The sequence below is a fragment of the Lacticaseibacillus kribbianus genome, from assembly GCF_020180945.1.
GTDB lineage: Bacteria > Bacillota > Bacilli > Lactobacillales > Lactobacillaceae > Lacticaseibacillus > Lacticaseibacillus kribbianus.
Genome location: NZ_JAIPUL010000001.1, coordinates 1081748 through 1099027 on the forward strand (window position 1 = coordinate 1081748; position 17280 = coordinate 1099027).

General features: G+C 53.8%; 23 protein-coding genes. 1 reads left to right on the top strand and 22 read right to left on the bottom strand.

The window, feature by feature from the left end; all coding sequences use genetic code 11:
- A complete protein-coding gene (locus LE416_RS05110; protein ID WP_003678449.1) occupies nucleotides 1-615 on the top strand; it encodes a CadD family cadmium resistance transporter in 615 nt (204 codons plus the stop codon).
- A 549-nt stretch (nucleotides 616-1164) separates the two neighbouring features.
- Here LE416_RS05110 and LE416_RS05115 read toward each other — a convergent pair.
- From LE416_RS05115 to LE416_RS05215, 22 genes are all read right to left on the bottom strand, one after another.
- Nucleotides 1165-1353: a hypothetical protein gene (locus LE416_RS05115; RefSeq protein WP_225047398.1), complete on the bottom strand. Its 189-nt coding sequence runs from the start codon at nucleotides 1351-1353 to the stop codon at nucleotides 1165-1167.
- A 272-nt stretch (nucleotides 1354-1625) separates the two neighbouring features.
- Nucleotides 1626-1847, bottom strand: a complete 222-nt coding sequence (locus tag LE416_RS05120; protein ID WP_225047399.1) for a helix-turn-helix domain-containing protein — start codon at nucleotides 1845-1847, stop codon at nucleotides 1626-1628.
- A gap of 16 nt (nucleotides 1848-1863) precedes the next feature.
- Nucleotides 1864-2256, bottom strand: coding sequence for a hypothetical protein (locus LE416_RS05125; RefSeq protein WP_225047400.1), 393 nt, complete (start codon nucleotides 2254-2256; stop codon nucleotides 1864-1866).
- Between the two features lie 147 nt (nucleotides 2257-2403).
- Nucleotides 2404-3336, bottom strand: coding sequence for a peptidoglycan recognition protein family protein (locus LE416_RS05130; protein WP_225047401.1), 933 nt, complete (start codon nucleotides 3334-3336; stop codon nucleotides 2404-2406).
- Nucleotides 3337-3621: a phage holin family protein gene (locus LE416_RS05135; RefSeq protein WP_225047402.1), complete on the bottom strand. Its 285-nt coding sequence runs from the start codon at nucleotides 3619-3621 to the stop codon at nucleotides 3337-3339.
- Nucleotides 3614-3910 (bottom strand): hypothetical protein, encoded by a 297-nt coding sequence (locus tag LE416_RS05140; RefSeq protein ID WP_225047403.1) that lies wholly within the window; start codon nucleotides 3908-3910, stop codon nucleotides 3614-3616. The genes LE416_RS05135 and LE416_RS05140 overlap by 8 nt, the downstream gene beginning before the upstream one ends.
- Nucleotides 3911-3923: 13 nt before the next feature.
- Nucleotides 3924-4043, bottom strand: coding sequence for an XkdX family protein (locus tag LE416_RS05145; protein ID WP_225047404.1), 120 nt, complete (start codon nucleotides 4041-4043; stop codon nucleotides 3924-3926).
- The gene (locus tag LE416_RS05150; protein ID WP_225047405.1) at nucleotides 4043-4345 is read right to left on the bottom strand and encodes a phage infection protein; all 303 of its coding nucleotides are present in this window, start codon (nucleotides 4343-4345) and stop codon (nucleotides 4043-4045) included. Before LE416_RS05150 ends, LE416_RS05145 begins: the two co-directional genes overlap by 1 nt.
- An 11-nt stretch (nucleotides 4346-4356) precedes the next feature.
- Nucleotides 4357-6795, bottom strand: coding sequence for a phage tail spike protein (locus tag LE416_RS05155; protein WP_225047406.1), 2439 nt, complete (start codon nucleotides 6793-6795; stop codon nucleotides 4357-4359).
- Nucleotides 6795-8318, bottom strand: coding sequence for a distal tail protein Dit (locus LE416_RS05160; RefSeq protein ID WP_225047407.1), 1524 nt, complete (start codon nucleotides 8316-8318; stop codon nucleotides 6795-6797). Before LE416_RS05160 ends, LE416_RS05155 begins: the two co-directional genes overlap by 1 nt.
- Nucleotides 8311-11448 (bottom strand): phage tail tape measure protein, encoded by a 3138-nt coding sequence (locus tag LE416_RS05165; protein WP_225047408.1) that lies wholly within the window; start codon nucleotides 11446-11448, stop codon nucleotides 8311-8313. The genes LE416_RS05160 and LE416_RS05165 overlap by 8 nt, the downstream gene beginning before the upstream one ends.
- Nucleotides 11449-11466: 18 nt before the next feature.
- A complete protein-coding gene (locus tag LE416_RS13130; RefSeq protein WP_257793751.1) occupies nucleotides 11467-11592 on the bottom strand; it encodes a hypothetical protein in 126 nt (41 codons plus the stop codon).
- 74 nt (nucleotides 11593-11666) lie between these two features.
- Nucleotides 11667-12041 (bottom strand): hypothetical protein, encoded by a 375-nt coding sequence (locus tag LE416_RS05170; protein WP_225047409.1) that lies wholly within the window; start codon nucleotides 12039-12041, stop codon nucleotides 11667-11669.
- A gap of 93 nt (nucleotides 12042-12134) precedes the next feature.
- Nucleotides 12135-12719 carry a major tail protein gene (locus LE416_RS05175; protein ID WP_225047410.1) on the bottom strand — a complete coding sequence of 195 codons (585 nt, stop codon included), beginning with the start codon at nucleotides 12717-12719 and terminating at the stop codon, nucleotides 12135-12137.
- A gap of 2 nt (nucleotides 12720-12721) precedes the next feature.
- Nucleotides 12722-13042, bottom strand: coding sequence for a hypothetical protein (locus LE416_RS05180; RefSeq protein ID WP_225047411.1), 321 nt, complete (start codon nucleotides 13040-13042; stop codon nucleotides 12722-12724).
- Nucleotides 13042-13392 carry an HK97 gp10 family phage protein gene (locus LE416_RS05185; protein ID WP_225047412.1) on the bottom strand — a complete coding sequence of 117 codons (351 nt, stop codon included), beginning with the start codon at nucleotides 13390-13392 and terminating at the stop codon, nucleotides 13042-13044. The genes LE416_RS05180 and LE416_RS05185 overlap by 1 nt, the downstream gene beginning before the upstream one ends.
- On the bottom strand, nucleotides 13382-13696 hold the full coding sequence (locus tag LE416_RS05190; protein ID WP_225047413.1) for a phage head closure protein: 315 nt from the start codon (nucleotides 13694-13696) through the stop codon (nucleotides 13382-13384). Before LE416_RS05190 ends, LE416_RS05185 begins: the two co-directional genes overlap by 11 nt.
- The gene (locus tag LE416_RS05195) at nucleotides 13689-13961 is read right to left on the bottom strand and encodes a hypothetical protein (RefSeq protein ID WP_225047414.1); all 273 of its coding nucleotides are present in this window, start codon (nucleotides 13959-13961) and stop codon (nucleotides 13689-13691) included. Before LE416_RS05195 ends, LE416_RS05190 begins: the two co-directional genes overlap by 8 nt.
- 13 nt (nucleotides 13962-13974) lie before the next feature.
- Entirely contained in the window at nucleotides 13975-14223 is a 249-nt protein-coding gene (locus LE416_RS05200; RefSeq protein WP_225047415.1) for an Ig-like domain-containing protein, read from the bottom strand.
- Between the two features lie 32 nt (nucleotides 14224-14255).
- A complete protein-coding gene (locus tag LE416_RS05205; RefSeq protein ID WP_225047416.1) occupies nucleotides 14256-15452 on the bottom strand; it encodes a phage major capsid protein in 1197 nt (398 codons plus the stop codon).
- Nucleotides 15431-16021, bottom strand: a complete 591-nt coding sequence (locus LE416_RS05210; RefSeq protein WP_225047417.1) for an HK97 family phage prohead protease — start codon at nucleotides 16019-16021, stop codon at nucleotides 15431-15433. The genes LE416_RS05205 and LE416_RS05210 overlap by 22 nt, the downstream gene beginning before the upstream one ends.
- Complete coding sequence (locus LE416_RS05215) at nucleotides 15987-17207, bottom strand: phage portal protein (protein WP_225047418.1); 1221 nt, start codon at nucleotides 17205-17207, stop codon at nucleotides 15987-15989. Before LE416_RS05215 ends, LE416_RS05210 begins: the two co-directional genes overlap by 35 nt.
- Between the last annotated feature and the right edge of the window lie 73 nt (nucleotides 17208-17280).

Genomic DNA, 17280 nt, shown 5'->3' on the forward strand with positions numbered 1-17280 from the left:
ATGATCAGGACAATTATAACGAGTATTATTCTTTATACATCAACTGCAATCGACTTATTAGTTATTTTAATGTTACTTTTTTCAAAATATCGTTCAACAAAGCATCGCCGACAAATTTATATTGGTCAGTTCTTAGGCTCATATACGCTCATTGGAATTAGTTTGTTTTTTGCATTTATTCTCCATTACGTACCCGCCAAATGGTTACTAGGTTTTTTAGGGTTGATTCCCATTGCCTTTGGAATCAAATATATATTTAGCAAAGAAGATGAAGCCGCAGAAGTTGATCAGAAAATTGAAGCGCGTAAAAATAAGAATTTAATTGCAACGGTGGCTTTAATTACGGTAGCTTCTTGTGGTGCGGATAATATTGGCCTTTTTGTTCCTTACTTCGTATCATTATCACTGGTACAGCTAATCGTAACGCTGTTTGTTTTTACCATTTGTATTTATTTTTTAGTTTTCCTTGGTGATAAGTTCTCACAAGTGAATTTTGTAAAGAACTTTCTTGATCGTTTTGGTGATTGGATCATGGCCATTATTTATATTGGTTTAGGCATCATGATCATTCTTGAAAGTGACACTATTAGGCATATTATGCAGCTATTATTTTAATTAAGCAGTAGTCGATATTTTTTATCATTCATTGATCATCTTCTTTTGAAGGTGATTTTTTTGCGTTTGGTGATAAGCATTGATGGTATTGATTTTATTGTCAATTTGAAGATTGTTGCTGAATAATAATGTTTAGCCATACAAAAAGGCCGCCAACTAGTGACGACCAACCAAGTATATTGGCGTGCCAATTCAGTACCACTTCATCCAAATTCAGCCGATTTCAACCGTTTCAATCGTACCAAGAATGCCGTCAAATCAACAATCCGACGTCATTCAAACCGTCAGATTACAACTCGAAATCCGTCGAACCGGTAATACCGGCGCGCAGGTTCAAATCCTGTACTCTCCTTTCGTAGTACTTTCATGAGTTCGTTTGAACCCCGAAAAGCCTGATATATAGGCATTCTGGGGTTTTTGTTTTCGCTTGATTTTGTATGTTTTGAAAAGTTTTGTGGGCAATTTGTGGGCAAATGCGGGCGGCGCAACCGCCGTGGTGACGGGGCTTTCGGTGGTTCGCGATACACAAAAAGCGGGCCATCAGCCCGCCTACTTCTCGTCATATCCCGGCCACCACTGCCGCCGCATCCGCTCGCGTAGATCAATCGCTTCTTCCAGCGTGTCGCAGATGCCGCCGTGCTGGTGGCGCTGGTAGACCACCGACACGCGATACTGCAGACGGCCGTATCGATGTGTAATCGAGATGTTGCGGTAGCCCGTCGCACTGTTCCGGCTCAAGGTGTCTCCCAGCTGGTCTAGGCGTGTCCCCTCTGGTGACTCCTGCCTGCGCTTCTCTTGCAGCTCTGGTAGCTTAGCCCGCTGCACGTGGCCGCAGCTCGTGATGGCACCTGACTTGAGCGCCTGCGTCCTGACGTGGGTCAGCTTGCCGCAGTCACACCGGCACAGCCAAGCTATCGCCCTAGACGAGCGCGTGCCGTCGTCCTTGATGACGGTGAGGTGCCCGAAGTGTCTTCCTGTGAGGTCAATAGCTAACCCAGCTCTTGACTCGATCATAGTGCTTCTATCTTCTCAAGGTCGCGCATCACGGTGCTTGATGCTAGGCCCAGCGCTTCGGCCAAGGCCTGCACCTGGCTCACCTTCCACTTGCTGAAAGGCTTGTTGTTGACCGTCTGCCATACTGACGCGCTGATGCCGGTCTGCTTGGCGAGCTGGTAGCGGGTCAGGCCGTGCGCTGATAGGTAGGTGTCGAGTGTGTTTGTGTCTTCTGCCATCCCGATCGTCTCCTCCCTATCCCATGTCTCCACGGACGCCGTAAGCCTCTTGCTTCGTGGTCATGACGCGCATACCTTCGGTGAGCTCGATGTCCTTGTACTCAACTACAAGCGGTGCGTCAGTGATCTGGTCGTGTGACAGCATTCCGGGCTCGACTTCAAGCTTCCAGCCGTGGTTTTGCTCCCGGTCAGCGGCGAAGACCATGCGGCCGACCATCGTGAATGGGTGCGCCGCGACCGTGAGGCAGGCGCCATCTTCAATTTTCTCGCCGTCGCTGTAGTAGTGACCGTCGGCGGCGTTGAAGGCCAGCGTGCCGTAGAAGGCATCGAAGTGGCGAACAGCACGCTGCTGAGCTGCGTTGAGTGGCTTATCAGTGGTACCGAACAGAAATTCCTTTGCGTCTGTCATGATGTATGCCTCCGTGGCTTTCTTTGCTGAATTACCCTACTCCTATATAATACAACTTTTTGGACTATGTGCAACCCTTTTAGTCAAAAAACTTGCATTAAGAGCAAAAAAAATAAACCCACCGCCCGAAGGCGATGAGCTTACTGTTTAGAAAGGCTTGCGCCCCGCGTTGAGTTCGCGCTGGATGTACATGACCAGCTGCGAGTGTACGGAGATGACCCCGTCGACCGGTGTGCCAGCCTTGCGCTGCATGGCCCTGATGGTGGCCGGCCCGAGCAGGCCGTCATCCTTGAGGCCCAGCGACCGCTGGATAGCGGCGATAAGCAGGCTGCCGGCCGGGTTGACCTTTTCGTACTTGAAGCCGGTCACGGCACCCTTGAAGCACGCCCACGGATACTGACTGGACACGATGCCGTCGGCCGTAGTCTTGTAGATCACTTGCAGCCGCTTGGTCGTGGAAGCGCCCCAGTCACCGTCGACAGCAAGCTTGGTCGTCGTGGCCTTGGCTGCCGTGGTCTTGACAGGTACTGTTGGCTTGAGGACCGTCGCAGTAGCCGTAGCGGTCACGCTGGCGTGGCCCGCCTTGAGGTCAGCCGCAAGCTGTGCCTTGCTGATGCCGATGGACTGCAGATACGCGTACGGGTCGGTGTGGTCACTGCCGCCGTACGTCCGCGAGCACCAGTAGTGGCTCTTGATGCCGTTTGTCTTGTCGGTACTATCCAGGGTCAGAGGCACGCCGTACAGCTTGGCCTGTGCCACGGCCAAAGCGATAAGGTTATTGTACGCCTTGAGTGCGCGGACGCGGTCGCGGAATTGGCACAGCTCAATCTGGACTGGTGCCAGCCGGTTGACGTTGCCGGCACCCCAGGCCACGTAGCCCGTCGGTGCGACCTGGAAGGCGCCCTTGTCGTCCACGGCGAGATGCACGAAGGTCTCGGCACTGCGCCACGTCCGGTGCTCGTAGGACGCCAGGTTCGCCGCCGTGGCTTCGTAGTCCGCCGTCGCATGGACGACTAAGATGTGGCCGATGGTCTTGGCGGTGCCTGGAGCGATCATATATGACTTATTAATAGTAACCAACTACTTTTCCTCCTTCTTCGGCGCGGTGTACGTCAGTGCCTGCGCGCTATCGCTGACCCCAGCAGTCGTCGGGTCATTGATCGCTGACCACGCTGATCCCAGCATCATTGCCACAACATATGGGTTGCTGAATGCTCGCCATAACAGGTCAAAAAACGCTTTCCACGTGCTCATGTCCTTGCCGTCTAGCCCGAAGTAGGCCAGAACCGGCAAAAAAATAGCGAGCGCAATCTGCACCCACCACACCGGGTTCTGCACCCGGGCTTTCCAGTTAATCTTAGTCATTATTCTGCTCCTTCCTGCGGAGGCCGACCTCGCTGTACAGCGTACCGATTTCCGCGTCGTGAATGCCGAGTTTGATGTCGTGACGATCCAGCCGCTTGTCGAAGGTGTTGTGCTCCTTAAGGCTGTTCGCCGTCAGGTCGTCAATCGCCTGTGTCAGCCCGGCAATCTGTTGGCTCAGCGGTTTGGCGATGTTGTCGCCAAAATTCTTTAGCAGCGACCTGATGCCGCCATACACCGCCCCCACGATGCCGAGGACCGCCAACCACTCGGCCCAACTGAGGCCTAGCATTCCATGTACCAATTCACTTCACTTCGCTTCCTGTGATTTTCTCGTATTCCTCCGCTGTTATCATCAGTCCCACGTACGGTGCAATGTCGATGCCCCAGGTGTAAAACTGTTCACACTGCTCAAAGTCTGTCATCAACCCGCCTCCAATTTTGCCAATTTCAAGGCCAGCGCCGCCAACATCTTCTGCTCAACAGTTGGATTAGGAGCTGGATTAGCTAGTTCTGCGCGCTTGGCCTCGTCGATCACCAGCTGACCGTCGGTGTAGCGCGTGGCGCCAATGATGACAGTGGCCAGTGCAGCGGGTGCCAGGTCGACGGCGCCTGTGGTATCAAACGGCGCCTGCCACGCCGTGCCGTCCCAAAACCCAACCTGCCAGCCGATGATGTAGCCGTCGGCGTCGAGGTCGAACAGCACCTTGATTGTTTCCTTGTCCATCTGATCACCTCTTAGTCAGCCAGCACGGCGCGCAGCGTGTATTCGTTCTGCGGCGCCGTGCCGTTAGTGTCATGGCCTTGGAGCGTCGTGTTGGTAACGTACAGCATCTTGGTCACTGTCTTGTTGGTCGAGTAAGTCGTGAGCGAAAAATTGTATGACTTGCCGCTGAACATGGCCCCGAAGAATTTTGGTATCGACAGCGTTGCGAACTGCGAGTCTGCGGCCGCGCCATTAGTATATCGGCTCCACAGGAGCTTCCAGCCATTCTGGCACTGATCCAGCGGCAGGGTTGGCGTGATCACGTGATTGGCCAACATCCACAGTGAGCCAGACCACAACAGTTTGTCGGCGTTGTTGATCTGCTGAAGCTTCTCCGAAGTGAGCGTCCCGACATATGCCGGACTCGCATCGCTTTCTTTTGAGTACAAGGCGAGCTCGCCCATCGTCAGCGATGCACTTCTCTCCATGCCGAGATCCGACGTAACACGGTTGAACGCGCCCGAAGGGCCAACCTCAGTGTGAAAGGCTTCGCCAAAACTAGCATCGTCAATCTTGCCATCAATAACCAAGTATCCGTCGCCTAGGGTGGCCGTGCCCGAACCAGTCGTCGTCAGCTCTGACTGCACTCCTGAGGCATCCACTGACTGCCCTGAGAAGCTGCTGACGAATTTTGAGCCGTTAAACCGAACGCCGTTGAAGGTCAACCCGTTGAAAGTGGCTGCCGAAATGGCGGAAGCGCTGATAGGCTGTTCAACCCACTTTGTGCCGTCTGACTTGTAGAATTTTGTCGCGATGCCATCACCATCGAGGAGCCAGAATTGCGAATTGGCAGGCGGCACCGTGGATGGAATCACCGTTCCGCTGGCGTATGACGTGATGTCCTTGCCTGCCGGTCCCTGTGGCCCCTGCTCGCCTTTGGTGAGCTGCCAGATGTACTTGCTTGAGTCGGTGCTGTCAGCTTGCGTGTAGTCCGCGTAAGTGCCCAGATACGCTTTGTCAGCCGCATCAGTGAGCGAAAAGTCATTCTTCCCGTCCACGCTGTTCGCGTAAGCCTTGTGGAAGTATGGCGTGCGACCGTCTTCACCGGGCTTTCCGGGTTCGCCAGTGGCACCATCTTCACCGGTGACCTTCTGCCACTTTCCTGCGTAGTCGGCGGGATCATCACTCGGTGTGGCAGTCTTGCCCCACACTACTGCCATATACGACTTTCCTTCCGGTAGCGCGCTGATGCCCGTGCCATGGTCATCGTCAGCGTAGCGAACCCACGGAAACTGCTTAGCCGATGCCGACAGAATCTTGACTGTGTTCGCCAGATCGCGCAGCTCGGGGTCGATTGCGTTGGCCTCAATCAGATAGTCACCAAAGGTAGCTGCACGGGTGCCATTGGCGTAACTTGTCTTCAGCTCAAGCAATCGCGCAGACAAATTCAGGTCTTGCGCTTCATCGACCAAGTGCACCGTGTCGCCAACATTGATGCCATCCGGCAGGTAGGCCAGGTCGACCGTGTAGTTAACCGTGGCATGGTTGTACTTCTTGAGGTCGGCCAGTGCCGATTGCAGTAGCTCTGCTTGTGTCTTGGCCGTGTACGTCTTCACACGCTGGATATGGTGCTGCGTCGGGTTTGGGTTAGCGTTACTCAACGTTCGGGACCAGAGCTGGACCGCCACGCTGTCACGCAAGATACCATCCGATTTCAGCGTGAACCGCCCGTCCGGGTCCGTCCACTTGTAGCCTTTCAGCGTAATCGGCGCGTCTTTGCCTTCCGGTGTGTCACCGCTGGCGATCACTGATGTGTACAGGTCGTAGATGTTAGACGTGGTCACAATCGAATTGATGTGCGTATTAACTTCCAGCCGCTCGCCCTTGTCATCGCCAATCTTCTTGTAGATATCGATGTAGCGCTTGACCACTTGCAGTCCAGTGACCTCGAAGCGGAAGTCCAGCTCGGCGTCAAAGTTTGCGGCCACCGCCTCAACTCTCGCCAGCGCGGTTTCTTCCCCTTCCCACTCCAGTGTGCGCGTCAGGTTTGAGACTTCATTGATGCCGATGTCAAAGCCACTATCCCAGGTAAACACTGCCAGATAGTCGGCAATGGTCATCGCTTTAGCGGCCTTATATGCGCCGACAGTGTCGTTAATCAGGTCTACCCCACCGTTCTCGGCAGTGAAGTCAATTGTTCCGTCTAACGCGTTCAATTCGGTTTCCATCATTGTTGCAAAGACGTAGCGGCCGCGGTCATCCTGATACAGCAGATAATTTCCGGCCTCAGCCAGCTTCTTGGCTGTGTCAATTTGTGCCGGTGCGAAGTTAATCGTACCGGCGTATGACCGGCCAACGGACTGTGGCACGATTTCCGTGTCCACATCGTCCGTGATGTAAAACTGCCCTGTACCGTCTGTGGAGGCGACAGCGAGCAGGTTATACTTTCGGTCAGTAATGTAAAAGTCCACTAGTACCAAGCCTCCCTATATTCAACCTTTGCGTCGAACGGGTCAGCCCACTCAGAGGCCACCGGCTGGATAACGGTCTCACCTGGCGCAAGCATGAAGCTATCCCACATGTTACCTACACGCTGCAGGGTTGGTTCCGGGACGCCGTTAACATAGACCGTCTTCGTTGCCACGTCTGCCACCACCTCATCGCCGTCACTGAAGCGGTTTGGCTGGTCAGCCCAGGTCTCAACGTTGATCCAGTCCACGGACAGGTCAGTCCAAGACATGGCGGCCACTGGCGTCGATCCGTACTTCTCACACCACAGCGTGATGCCGTCGATGGCGGTGCTGCCGAGGCCCGGGATCGTCAGCGGCCATGACCACACCGCGCTACTGTTGACCACGCCCTTCGAGCTGACTTCCTTGATTTGGGCGAAGCGGAAGGTCACCTCGTCGCCGTGGCGCATCATCTGCACCTCGTCGAAGCTGCCGCCGAACTGCTTGGTGCTCAGCTGCTTAGTCTTGACCATCTTAGTGCCGCTCCAGAACTCGACCGTCTTGATGAGACTAGCGGCCGAGCTGTCGCGAACAACTACCGTCAGTAGCGGCTGACCTGCGGACTCCAGCGTAATCTCCATGCGACCCATCGACTTGAGCGCCGGCAGGAATCGCAGGCGTGCCTTGCACAGAAGGTCAGTCATGGCACCGGCTGCACTAGGCTTGATGTCGCCGTGCAGCGATGGCCCGTGCCAGACCTTGTCAGCCACGCTGGTAAAGACTGGAGCTGCCGCTTGACCACCAGCCACCACCTTACCGTCGGACCCGACGCCGTAGGTCATGGAGCCGGTCTGCTGGTTCGGGTAATCTTCACTATTTAGCCGCAACGGGTATGGCGTCACGGCGTTGGTGTTGAGCACAGCGTCGCTGGGCGCAACGGAGAAGCTCCAGCGCAGCGGCCGCTCATTGTTTTTGGCAATGTAGCCGTCCACCTCGTCTGGGTTGCCGAACTGGAGCACACCACCACTGTTATTTGTCCACGCTACCAGCCCGTTGTCGCCGGTCATAGTTGCAGTTAGCACAGGTGCAGTTGGCGCGGTGCCGTTGTTAGACACGGTGATCGGTGCGCCGCTGGTGCCGGTGAGGACCGTGAGGTCGTTGGAATGTGCGACACTGTCGTAGCAAATGAATTCTAGCGCACCTGACGTTCTGAAGCCTTCAATCGTAAACTCGCCATTCTTTGGAATTGCAAGATAGTACCTGTCTGGTGTGCGGCCTAGAATTAGTTGCTTCGGTTCAGTTGTTGCAAGTGCTGCCGTTAACGCTTGACGTTTGGATTCACTTGGGTGGTGCATTTTGTACGGAATTTTAATTGTCTTCGCGCCGTATTTGCGACGTGAAAAGCGTTCGCCAATCGTGTCAACAAATGAAAGCACCGTGTCTGTGGCATCCGGAAGCAAGCCTGTGTCAGTGGCGAAGGAAGGCGTGATGTAGTCATTTAGTAAGACTCCATTAAAGGTGATTGAAAGCTCATTCTTATACATTGCCTAACCTCCGATTCTTTACGCGGATCGCCGAATTAGTGATTTTCTGAATTTCTGGTTGCATCTTGCGCGCCCCTGCTTGCCAGTCAACATAGGCAGGAACGCCTTCTACTACTGCTGATAGTAGTTGTGCCAGCATATCGTTTTGTGCCTTGGCGTACGTCAGTTGTTGAGCAGTAGCGGCACCAATCGTGTTAGCCACCGCCGTCTGCACGTAGCCCATCAGCTCACTGATTGGAGCGACTGCTTCTGGCCCTGCCTCGCCGACACCGTGGACAGCACCATCTCCGCCAGCAAACAGAGTTGGCTTGTTGAAGATGCCCCCAGCCGCGTGCCAGTTGATTGATAGGTGGGGCAGCTTACCTTTCAGAAGGTCGCCAATCTTCCAACCGGCAGGGCTAATGCCAAAATGAGGCATCGGGATATGTGGCCATGAGATTGAGAAGTGGAAGAAGCCTTTGATTGCATCGACAACCCGCTTCACAGCATCGCGTGCCGCATTGATTGGCGTCATGATGGCGTTCTTGATGCCGTTCCAGACTCTCGACGTCACCGACTTGATACCGTTCCAGACGTTCAATACAGTGGACTTCACGCCGTTGACGGCCTTCGTGACCACCGACTTGATACCGTTCCAGATGCTGGAGACGGTGGACTTGACGGCGTTGAAGACTGACGACGTGACGGAATTGATGCCATTCCAAACCTTGGATACCACTGACTTGATTCCGTTTACGACGGTTGTTATCTTCGATTTGATTCCGTTCCAGACGGAAGACGTGACAGACTTGATAGCCCCCCACGCCTTCGAGATGAGGTTGCCGATTGCGGACAGAATCGGCCCAAAGAACGCCTTGATGCCGTTCCAGATTTTGACGATGACGCCTTTGATGGCTTTCATCACGCGGCCGATGGTGGCCTTCCATATCTCGACTCCCGTGCCGATGATGACGGCGACAATGGTGATTGCAGCTGTGAAGACGGATTTGATGCCTTCCCAGACGGAGCTGAAGAAGCTCGTGATGCCGCCCCAGATTGTTTTGATGGTGTCCGAAATACTTTGGAAGATTGGTGTGACCGCGCCGGCAATCGCTTGCCCGGCAGCCGTGAAGGCGCTCGTGATTGACGTCCACATACCGGTGAAGAATGTGACGACTGAGTTCACACCGTCGCTGAATGCTTGCGAAATGGTCGCCCACAAGTCGGAGAAGAAACTGCTTACCGACTTCCACACGCCTTTTAGCCAATCGACTATCGCACCCCAGTGCATGATGGCAAGCACCACCGCCGAGATAACCGCGATGATGCCGACGATCACTGCAATAAACGGTGCAAGCGATACGTCGAGCGACATAAACGCCACCGCCAAACTGACAATGGCGGGAACCAGTGCGAGTACCGCGAGTGTCACGATACCAACAACAGCAGAGACTTGCTTGGCCGGGCCGCTCAGTTTGTTAAACCACTTCACCAAATCCGTGATCTTCTCAATGATCGGCTGAATGGCATCTGCAAGGCTGTCCTTGAGCTTCGCCATATCAGCGGCCATCTGTTCGCCGGGTGATTTCTTATTGAGGCTATCTGCCGCACCGGCAACGTCACCCATACCGCCTTTCATGCTTAGCAACGCGATGGAGGCTTTGGTGCCCATATCCTCGTACTGAGTACCTAGCAGGCTGATCGCGGCCTGTTGTTTCTGAGGGTTCATACCGTTGAGGTCCTTGCCGACTGACTTCATCACGTCGGTCACGGTTGCCTTACCTTTCTGCCACTCGCCGAACATCTTCTTGGTATCACCGCTGAAGCTGCCGAGATTCTGCTTGAATGTCCCATCACCGAGTCGAATCTGAAACTCCTTGACCGCATCGGCGGTCTTGTCAGTATTCATGGCGCCATTCTGCATACCGATTGCCAACATATCGGTGAACTCCCCGGCGCTAATACCAGCATTTTTCATCAGCGGTGAGTACTCGTTGATGGTGTCCAAGAAGTCATCGGAGTTGTTGAGACCTTGCTGATAGCCAGCAGTCAACAGGTCGAACGCGTCGTTCGCGCTCAAACCGAAGTTATCCATCAACTTTTTGGCCGCGTTCGCGTTTTCGCTGAAGTCGCCGCCAAAGGTCTTGGTCAGCGCCGCCAGCTTGTTTGACACGTCGGTCAGGTCGACTTGGTTCAATCCCCAGAAGTAGTTCTTTGCAGACATGACAGCGTCGCTGGCATCATCAAGATCTGGAACAATGCCGTTCTCCATCACATCTTTGACGACGTCGGCAAGCTGCTGAGCAGAGTCAGCGCTCATGCCAAACGATCTTTCGGCGTTGGTCTGAAAGTCAGACAACGACTTGGCGGTGTCGACCGCCTCACCGGCAAGCTCGCTGGCCTTATCAGTGATTCCGCTGAGCGAATCCGCCGCGTCCATGAGGTTGCCGGCGTCAAGCTTCTTACCGATGCCTTCCAACGCATCGCCGGTGCTATCCGCACTAGACGACAGTTGCTTCAGTTCGCCGCGTAACACGTCGATGGAGCCACCATCGCTGATGCCTTTGAGCGCGCCCTTGAACTTGTCGAAGTCACCTTCACTGTTAGTCACCGTGCGGCCAATCTTGTTGATGGCGTCGTTGAGCTGAGCGCTTGATGCCTTGCCTTCCCTGACCGCGCTGGTGAGCTTCGGCCCGAGCACGTCGGTGAAGTCGCTCACATCCTTCCCCGACGCTTCGAAGTAAGCGCCGAGCTGCTTGGTAGAAGACTCAAGCTCGGCTTGTTCGCTCTTGCTGGCTGCTAATTGGCCTTGATATGACTTCAGTTTGCCTTCGGTTGCGACAATCTCGCGCTGAAATGCGCGGTACTGATCTTCGCCGATGTCGCCGGCCTTGAACTGCGCCTCGACCTGGGCTTGGGCGTCCTTTAACGTCTTAAGCTTGGAACTGGTCTGCTCAATCTGTTTTGCCAGCAGTTGCTGTTTCTGCGCCACCAATTCGGTGTTTCCGGGGTTAAACTTTAGCAGATTGTCCACTTGGCGCAACTCTTTGTTGACGCTAGTGGTCTGCTTATTCACATCAGAAAGAGCCTTATCGAGTTTGGTTGTATCGCCATTAATTTCAATCGTGATGCCTTTAATATTTCCAGCCATGTATTCGTCTCCTTTCTTTTAGAAGTTGTCGAAGTCAGCTTGAGTCGCTTTGCGTGACTTCTCGCCACCGCCCTTGTGTGCGTTGACATATTCGACACTCTGATCAAGCACCTGACCAATCGAAAGCTCATTGAGTTCGCTCACGCTGAACCCCATGACCTTAGACATATACAAGAACGAATCCGTGTCGATTGGTTCGTCTGATTGATCGGTGCTGCTTAGTTTTTTGTCGTTGAAAATAGCTTCTGGATAAGCTCCATAACTGCTCCAAGCACAACGTCGAGCGGAAACTCATCAAACTGTCCAAGCCATTTGGTGAGGTCGCCGATTGAGCTGTCTGCATTTTTTGCGAAAGCCCAGGTCACTTTGTACAGCGTGGTCATGTCCAAATGCTTCAAGTCTTCGTAAGACAGTTCAGACATATCAAATTCATCACTGTCTGACGTGTCCTGAATAGCGCCAAACGTTTTCGCCAGCATGATCATGTCGGCAAAAAAGTCAGTGCCGAACTGATTCTTGTACAGGATTGCAGTTGCCGCGCTGGAGCGCAGCGCGAGTTGCTTGCCGTCTGGTAGGTCAACTACTTTTAGCATCGTTTCCTCCTATAAATGTGAGCCGCCCACAGGATCGTGTACTGTTGATTTCATAGGCGACTAGGTGACGGACTATCCTTCAGAACCGGCGGTCTATGGATTTGTAGGCGTGGTTTCACCCGGTACAACAACCTTGGTGAAGAAGTTGCTGTATGCCGGTGAACCTTCGGACACCTTGCCGTGGGAGCGATGTTCATACGGATCCGGTGCGGCAGTGAAGCTCAATTCCTGTGTGTTAACTTCAGTCTTGTCTTCCTTAGTCTTAGAACCAATGGAAGGCCGAGTTGCCGTGACGTTGAACATCACGTGGCGGGTGCGGTTCTTGTCGCCGCTGAACTCGAACAGCAGTGCGAACCGCTTTGGCTCTGCGTCCGTGTTGTCCACCTGCATCCCTGTGGTGGCATCGATAACGTCACCGAACACGTCCTGGTTGAATCGGTCATTCAGCCGGGCCACGGTCAACTTGCCGGAGTAACCTTGGTTGCTTACTGAAGTATAGTATTTAGTGTCATCGGCGTAGAAGTCGTTGGACTCGCCTTCCGGGTCGATGCTCAATTCGGTTGCGCCTTTCAGCGCAACTGGATCGCCGTAGGTCAGCTTGGAACCGTCATCGGTTGCGATGGCGTAATAGGCGTTCTTGAGGCCGAACTCGACTTTGTTTTCTGTGTTTTCTGCCATGATTATTCTCCTTTTTCAATGTAGTAGATGCGCTCGAACATCTTGTCAGCATCGAGGTATAGATCGCCATCGCATGCCCAGCCGATTTCGTTAGCATCAAAAAAAGACTCGATTTTCGTTTCTACAGTCGGGTCTTTGTGTTCAAAATAAAACTCCACGCGGTAGGTGCCGCGCTTGAGGTAGTGTGCATCATCTGCATAGAAGTCATCGGGGCCGGTGTCGAACACAATCAGGTACGGCAAGGGTTTGGCGTTTCCCGTGCCCCACGCGCCGTAGGTGGTCGGCATGATTGCCGACAGTCCAGTGATTAGGTCAGTCAGCATCAGCTCAGCCCCTTTCTGATTGCGGTCTCGAAGGTATCTGCGGCCGTTTTCTCAGCAGGAGCGATGTGTGGAATCGCACGGGTGCGACTGCCGTCACGGTTGGCGTGGCCGTACTCAAGTAGATGTGTAAGCTGCTTTTTGTTCTTGTTGTAGACTATCACACTCTTGCCATTCTTCTGGCTGGTCCAGCCTCGGTAGTACTTCTTGCCTGCTCGTGAATCACGCGGTGACGATGCAGTGAGCTCATCAACGGCCGCCTTGGCAGCCTTTTCTTGCGCTTCGTCCACGGCCTGCTGAACCTCTTCCTTGTACTGGTCGAGTATTTTCGACAGGTCAAGTTCAATCGCCAATGTCGCTCACCTTCCTTTGCAAGTACAACTCCACCTCATCGGCGTTGCGCTGGTAGGTGCGAATCAAGGTGTACGTGTTTCCGCGCCATTTCATCGACTGCTGGCCGTCATACTCGAAAGCGTGGACAATCAACTCGACTTCTGGACGAATGCCAGCTTGGGCGGCCGCGTAGAACTCGCTCATCGTGAGTTCTTTCTTCCCGGCCTGCACCGTATTCTTCGTCTCTGTTGCGATTTGATTGCCATATTGGTCAGGTTCGTAGGCTTTGCCAATGAGCGTCACGTCTTCACTCCAGTCAATCATCAGCGCTCACCTGCCCAACCATCAGATTGTGTAGGCGGTACTGGATGTTGCGTGGCATCGTACCTTCACCGCGATTGCGGAAGCGCCATGCGGCATAGTCAACCTGCAGCATGATTGCCGGGTTGTCTTCGTCACCAATGGTCACGCCAGAAGCGTTCAGCTCGCCCTCCACACTCGTTAGAATCGACTTCAAATATTGGTCACGCGCTTCTGACGTGATTCCGAGATTGGCCTTCAGCAGGCCGAGTTTGTCCAATTCAGCCATTCAGGCCACCTCCCTACGCTGCCGCTGCAACGGTAACCTTTACGGTGCCAGTGAAGCTGCCGCTGGTCGCGGTGATTGTCGCCGTGCCCTCAGCCACCGCCGTGATAGTGCCATCGGCGGCAACCGTTGCGATTGCCTCATCGCTGGACGCGTAGGTGATTGCGCCGTTCACAGCAGCCGCATCATCGGCGTCAGCTGGATCAGCCACGGCGGTTACTTGCTTAGTTGCGCCGACTTTAATCGAAGCCGTTGCCTGGCTCATCTTGAGCCCGGTTGCCGGGTTCGGAGCCGGCGTTACGCTTTTGGGCCAAGCGTTACCAAGTAGCCAGCAGCAGTATCAGCAACTTCAGCATCGACGGAGATTGCCGCCAGCATCGCTTGTGCAAAGTTTTCGTTCACAGCCCAGCCAAGTTGTACTTCCTCGCGGTCGAACAGCTTGACGAAGCGCTTTGCATCCCCGATAAAGGCCAGTGCATCACCCGCAGCCTCGCCCAGCGCGGTGTCCGGAACGATGCCAATCTGCAGACCCAGGAAGCGGTAGCCGGTTGCGCTGGTTACGTCTGGCTGCATCAGGTAGCGGCCTTCGCCGTCTTTCAAGGTGTCGAGGAATTGGAACCCAGATTGGGTGGCAATGACAACCTTGTTGTAGGCGGGGTCGAGGTCAACGTTGATGATCTTCTTGATGCCGTCTGCATCAGTAGCAGAAGCAGCAGGAGCAGTCTTCAACTTTTCGGCAATCAAGCGGTTCTTGGTATTTAACACAACCTGGTCTAGCACGTTCTGTAGCAAGCGGTTCAGGTCGGTCGCATCACGCAGGGATTCATGGGAAGTGGTGATGGAACCACGGTAGGTGCCGGCGTTCCACTTCACGGTAATGAGTTCAGGCTTGCCCAGCTCTGGGTTAGCAGCCAGCTCTTCAACCGTGTGGAGGCTTTCGTCAGTCTTCTTAGCCACCACGTAGGTTCCGCCTGCTTGTTGAACACTGATAACATCAGCAAACTTTGTCAGGTCATAGGTGGACTTGAGTTCGTCCTGTGCCTTGTACAAGATTTGCTGCGGGATGATAGCAGCAACGTCACCTGACACGATGCCATCACGCTTCTGGCCTTTGCTGTTCAAGTAGTCAATCAGGCTACGTACTTCTGGGTTTTCTTTTTCAATCGTCTTCATACGGGTTTCCCCACCTTTCTTTGCGTTTGTCTGTGGTTCCTTTGGTTCCGCGGGTGTTTCGTTTGCGTCTTCCAGTTGCTTTTCTAAATCAGCGATTTTGTCCTTCAAGTCTTGGTTTTCTTTTTCAAGATCAGCCATTGACTTATCGTTCTCGTCGCTGTCAGCGGCCGCCTTGTCCAGGGCTTCCTGGTCAGCAGCTTCATCAGCAGCGCGCAAGATAACTTGCTTTTTGCTTTCCAATTCGCCGCGTTTCGTTTCGTTTTCGGCCAAAGCCGCACGCGCCATCTTCAGGCGTGCGTTCAGAATGATTGGATTTTCCATTTTTCTTTCAGCTCCTCCACGATCTTGTGCTTTCGTTCGTTGAATGCTTCTTCTTCGGCGTGTTCGTTGTCACGGCTACGTGCACCAATCTCGGTTGTTTCGTAGGCTGGGAAGGCCACCACAGATACCTCGAACAGGTCAACGTCAGTCAGCGTGTTGTGCCAGCCGTCATCGCGCTTCTCCACCTTTTGGTCTCGGATGTAGAAGCCGAATGATGCCTGCGACACGTCGCCGCGCTTTACTTTTGCGTAAATTGAAAGGGCCTCCGGGTCGTCGTCGTTAATCTCGACGGTTCCGAATAGCCCTTTGTCGTCTTTACGTAGCGTCATGGTGCCGGCGCTTGTACGCCCTAGCACCTTTCCGGTGTCGTGGTCGAACAACGCGCGGATATCGTGGTCTGCGATATCATCTGGGATTGCTTCTGGTGCTACGGTCTCAAACTGACCTCGATACAGTTCCGTTTCGTCGTTGAAGCGGATAAAGTAACCGGAAAGATACTTCTTGCCGCTATCGTCTTCGGTAGCTGCGCGGAAGTCAGCCGTTTTCGTCAGACTGGTTCTTTTCTCCATTGCTATCACCTCCTTTCAATTTGGCCTGGTCGCCAAGTTGCGCGGTCGGCACATAATTCTCCAGGGTGATAAGTGATTCCATATCATCATCAGGCGGCAAGCCTACCCATCCACGCCACTCATTGCGACGCATCGCGGTACGGTCAACCATTTCCTTGCCGGCATTTACCAGCTCAGCTAGGTCGTACTGGTACAGCGAACGTGGGTTGAAGCGGAAGTACCAGTTCGATGAGATGAGCACGTCACGCGTCAGCGCCTGCGCAATCATCTGGCCAAGGCCGGCAATGCGCGTGTTGACGAAGTTGTTGTATTCTTCGCGATTGAAGTCACCAACGCCGAGCAAAAAGGCCGGTACTCCAAATAGTCCAGCCACGGTCTTCTTGTCGATTTCGATGCCTTCATTCAGCGCGATGTCCTGCAACGTCAACGGCTTGACCTGCTGCACCTCCAGTAGGTCTGCTGGGATAATCCACGGTTCCAACCCGTCAGAGTGACCAATATACTTATTTTTGACCTCTGTGCGACCTTCGTCACTACTCAAGGCGTCACTGTCTGAGTCCACCTTGATAATGATATTCGGCATATACTTGCCACTCATAAAGACCGACTTCGTCTTCGCGGCCTGTGCCAAGTTGTTCAGTGTGGTGCTAAGAATCGTATCGAAGCCGTTGCCAATCAGCGGGTAACGTGGGTCCGGGTTGATGAGGAAATGCACCAGCTGAGCTGAGTCCATTTCCTTGTCACCGTACCGGACGCGCAGGTCGGCAGTCTGCGAATCGTAGATGTAACTGACGTTCGCCATATCCAGCGGGCGTAACTCGGACAAGTATTCGCTACCTGGTTGCACGACAATCTGGCACAGCGAGTTGCCGTCACCATACAGGTACAGGTCACGAACAATCTTCGTCAGCCACGTCTTGCGGGTCATTCCCTTGGACGGGCTGACGTCAATCAGCCGTGACAGCTCATTGTTCACACGCTTGTCGCCCTTGTCGGTGTTCTCCAGCAAATGAATGCTCATCGAAGACACCAACTCGGCAATCGTATTCACAGCAGACTGCACGTCCGGGTTGTCTGCCAGCCGCGTGTAGCCGCTAGTCTGCAATAGCTCTGACCACTGCGGTGAACCAAGTTGGACAATCGTTGGCGTGCTACGCTTTTCAGTTTTCCGTTTTAGTCCAAACATTTAACCCCAGTTTACAATTCAAGTGCAACACCCTGACGACTAGACCAAAAAGGCCATGAAGACCTATTCTTGT

Coding starts and splice junctions, on each gene's coding strand:
- LE416_RS05165 (WP_225047408.1), bottom strand. CDS start 11,448: ATGGCTGGAAATATTAAAGGCATCACGATTGAAATTAATGGCGATACA.
- LE416_RS05160 (WP_225047407.1), bottom strand. CDS start 8,318: ATGTATAAGAATGAGCTTTCAATCACCTTTAATGGAGTCTTACTAAAT.
- LE416_RS05215 (WP_225047418.1), bottom strand. CDS start 17,207: ATGTTTGGACTAAAACGGAAAACTGAAAAGCGTAGCACGCCAACGATT.
- LE416_RS05135 (WP_225047402.1), bottom strand. CDS start 3,621: ATGACTAAGATTAACTGGAAAGCCCGGGTGCAGAACCCGGTGTGGTGG.
- LE416_RS05200 (WP_225047415.1), bottom strand. CDS start 14,223: ATGAGCCAGGCAACGGCTTCGATTAAAGTCGGCGCAACTAAGCAAGTA.
- LE416_RS05205 (WP_225047416.1), bottom strand. CDS start 15,452: ATGGAAAATCCAATCATTCTGAACGCACGCCTGAAGATGGCGCGTGCG.
- LE416_RS05140 (WP_225047403.1), bottom strand. CDS start 3,910: ATGCTAGGCCTCAGTTGGGCCGAGTGGTTGGCGGTCCTCGGCATCGTG.
- LE416_RS05110 (WP_003678449.1), top strand. CDS start 1: ATGATCAGGACAATTATAACGAGTATTATTCTTTATACATCAACTGCA.
- LE416_RS05170 (WP_225047409.1), bottom strand. CDS start 12,041: ATGCTAAAAGTAGTTGACCTACCAGACGGCAAGCAACTCGCGCTGCGC.
- LE416_RS05190 (WP_225047413.1), bottom strand. CDS start 13,696: ATGATTGACTGGAGTGAAGACGTGACGCTCATTGGCAAAGCCTACGAA.
- LE416_RS05120 (WP_225047399.1), bottom strand. CDS start 1,847: ATGGCAGAAGACACAAACACACTCGACACCTACCTATCAGCGCACGGC.
- LE416_RS05210 (WP_225047417.1), bottom strand. CDS start 16,021: ATGGAGAAAAGAACCAGTCTGACGAAAACGGCTGACTTCCGCGCAGCT.
- LE416_RS05150 (WP_225047405.1), bottom strand. CDS start 4,345: ATGGACAAGGAAACAATCAAGGTGCTGTTCGACCTCGACGCCGACGGC.
- LE416_RS05180 (WP_225047411.1), bottom strand. CDS start 13,042: ATGCTGACTGACCTAATCACTGGACTGTCGGCAATCATGCCGACCACC.
- LE416_RS05145 (WP_225047404.1), bottom strand. CDS start 4,043: ATGACAGACTTTGAGCAGTGTGAACAGTTTTACACCTGGGGCATCGAC.
- LE416_RS05175 (WP_225047410.1), bottom strand. CDS start 12,719: ATGGCAGAAAACACAGAAAACAAAGTCGAGTTCGGCCTCAAGAACGCC.
- LE416_RS05125 (WP_225047400.1), bottom strand. CDS start 2,256: ATGACAGACGCAAAGGAATTTCTGTTCGGTACCACTGATAAGCCACTC.
- LE416_RS05195 (WP_225047414.1), bottom strand. CDS start 13,961: ATGGCTGAATTGGACAAACTCGGCCTGCTGAAGGCCAATCTCGGAATC.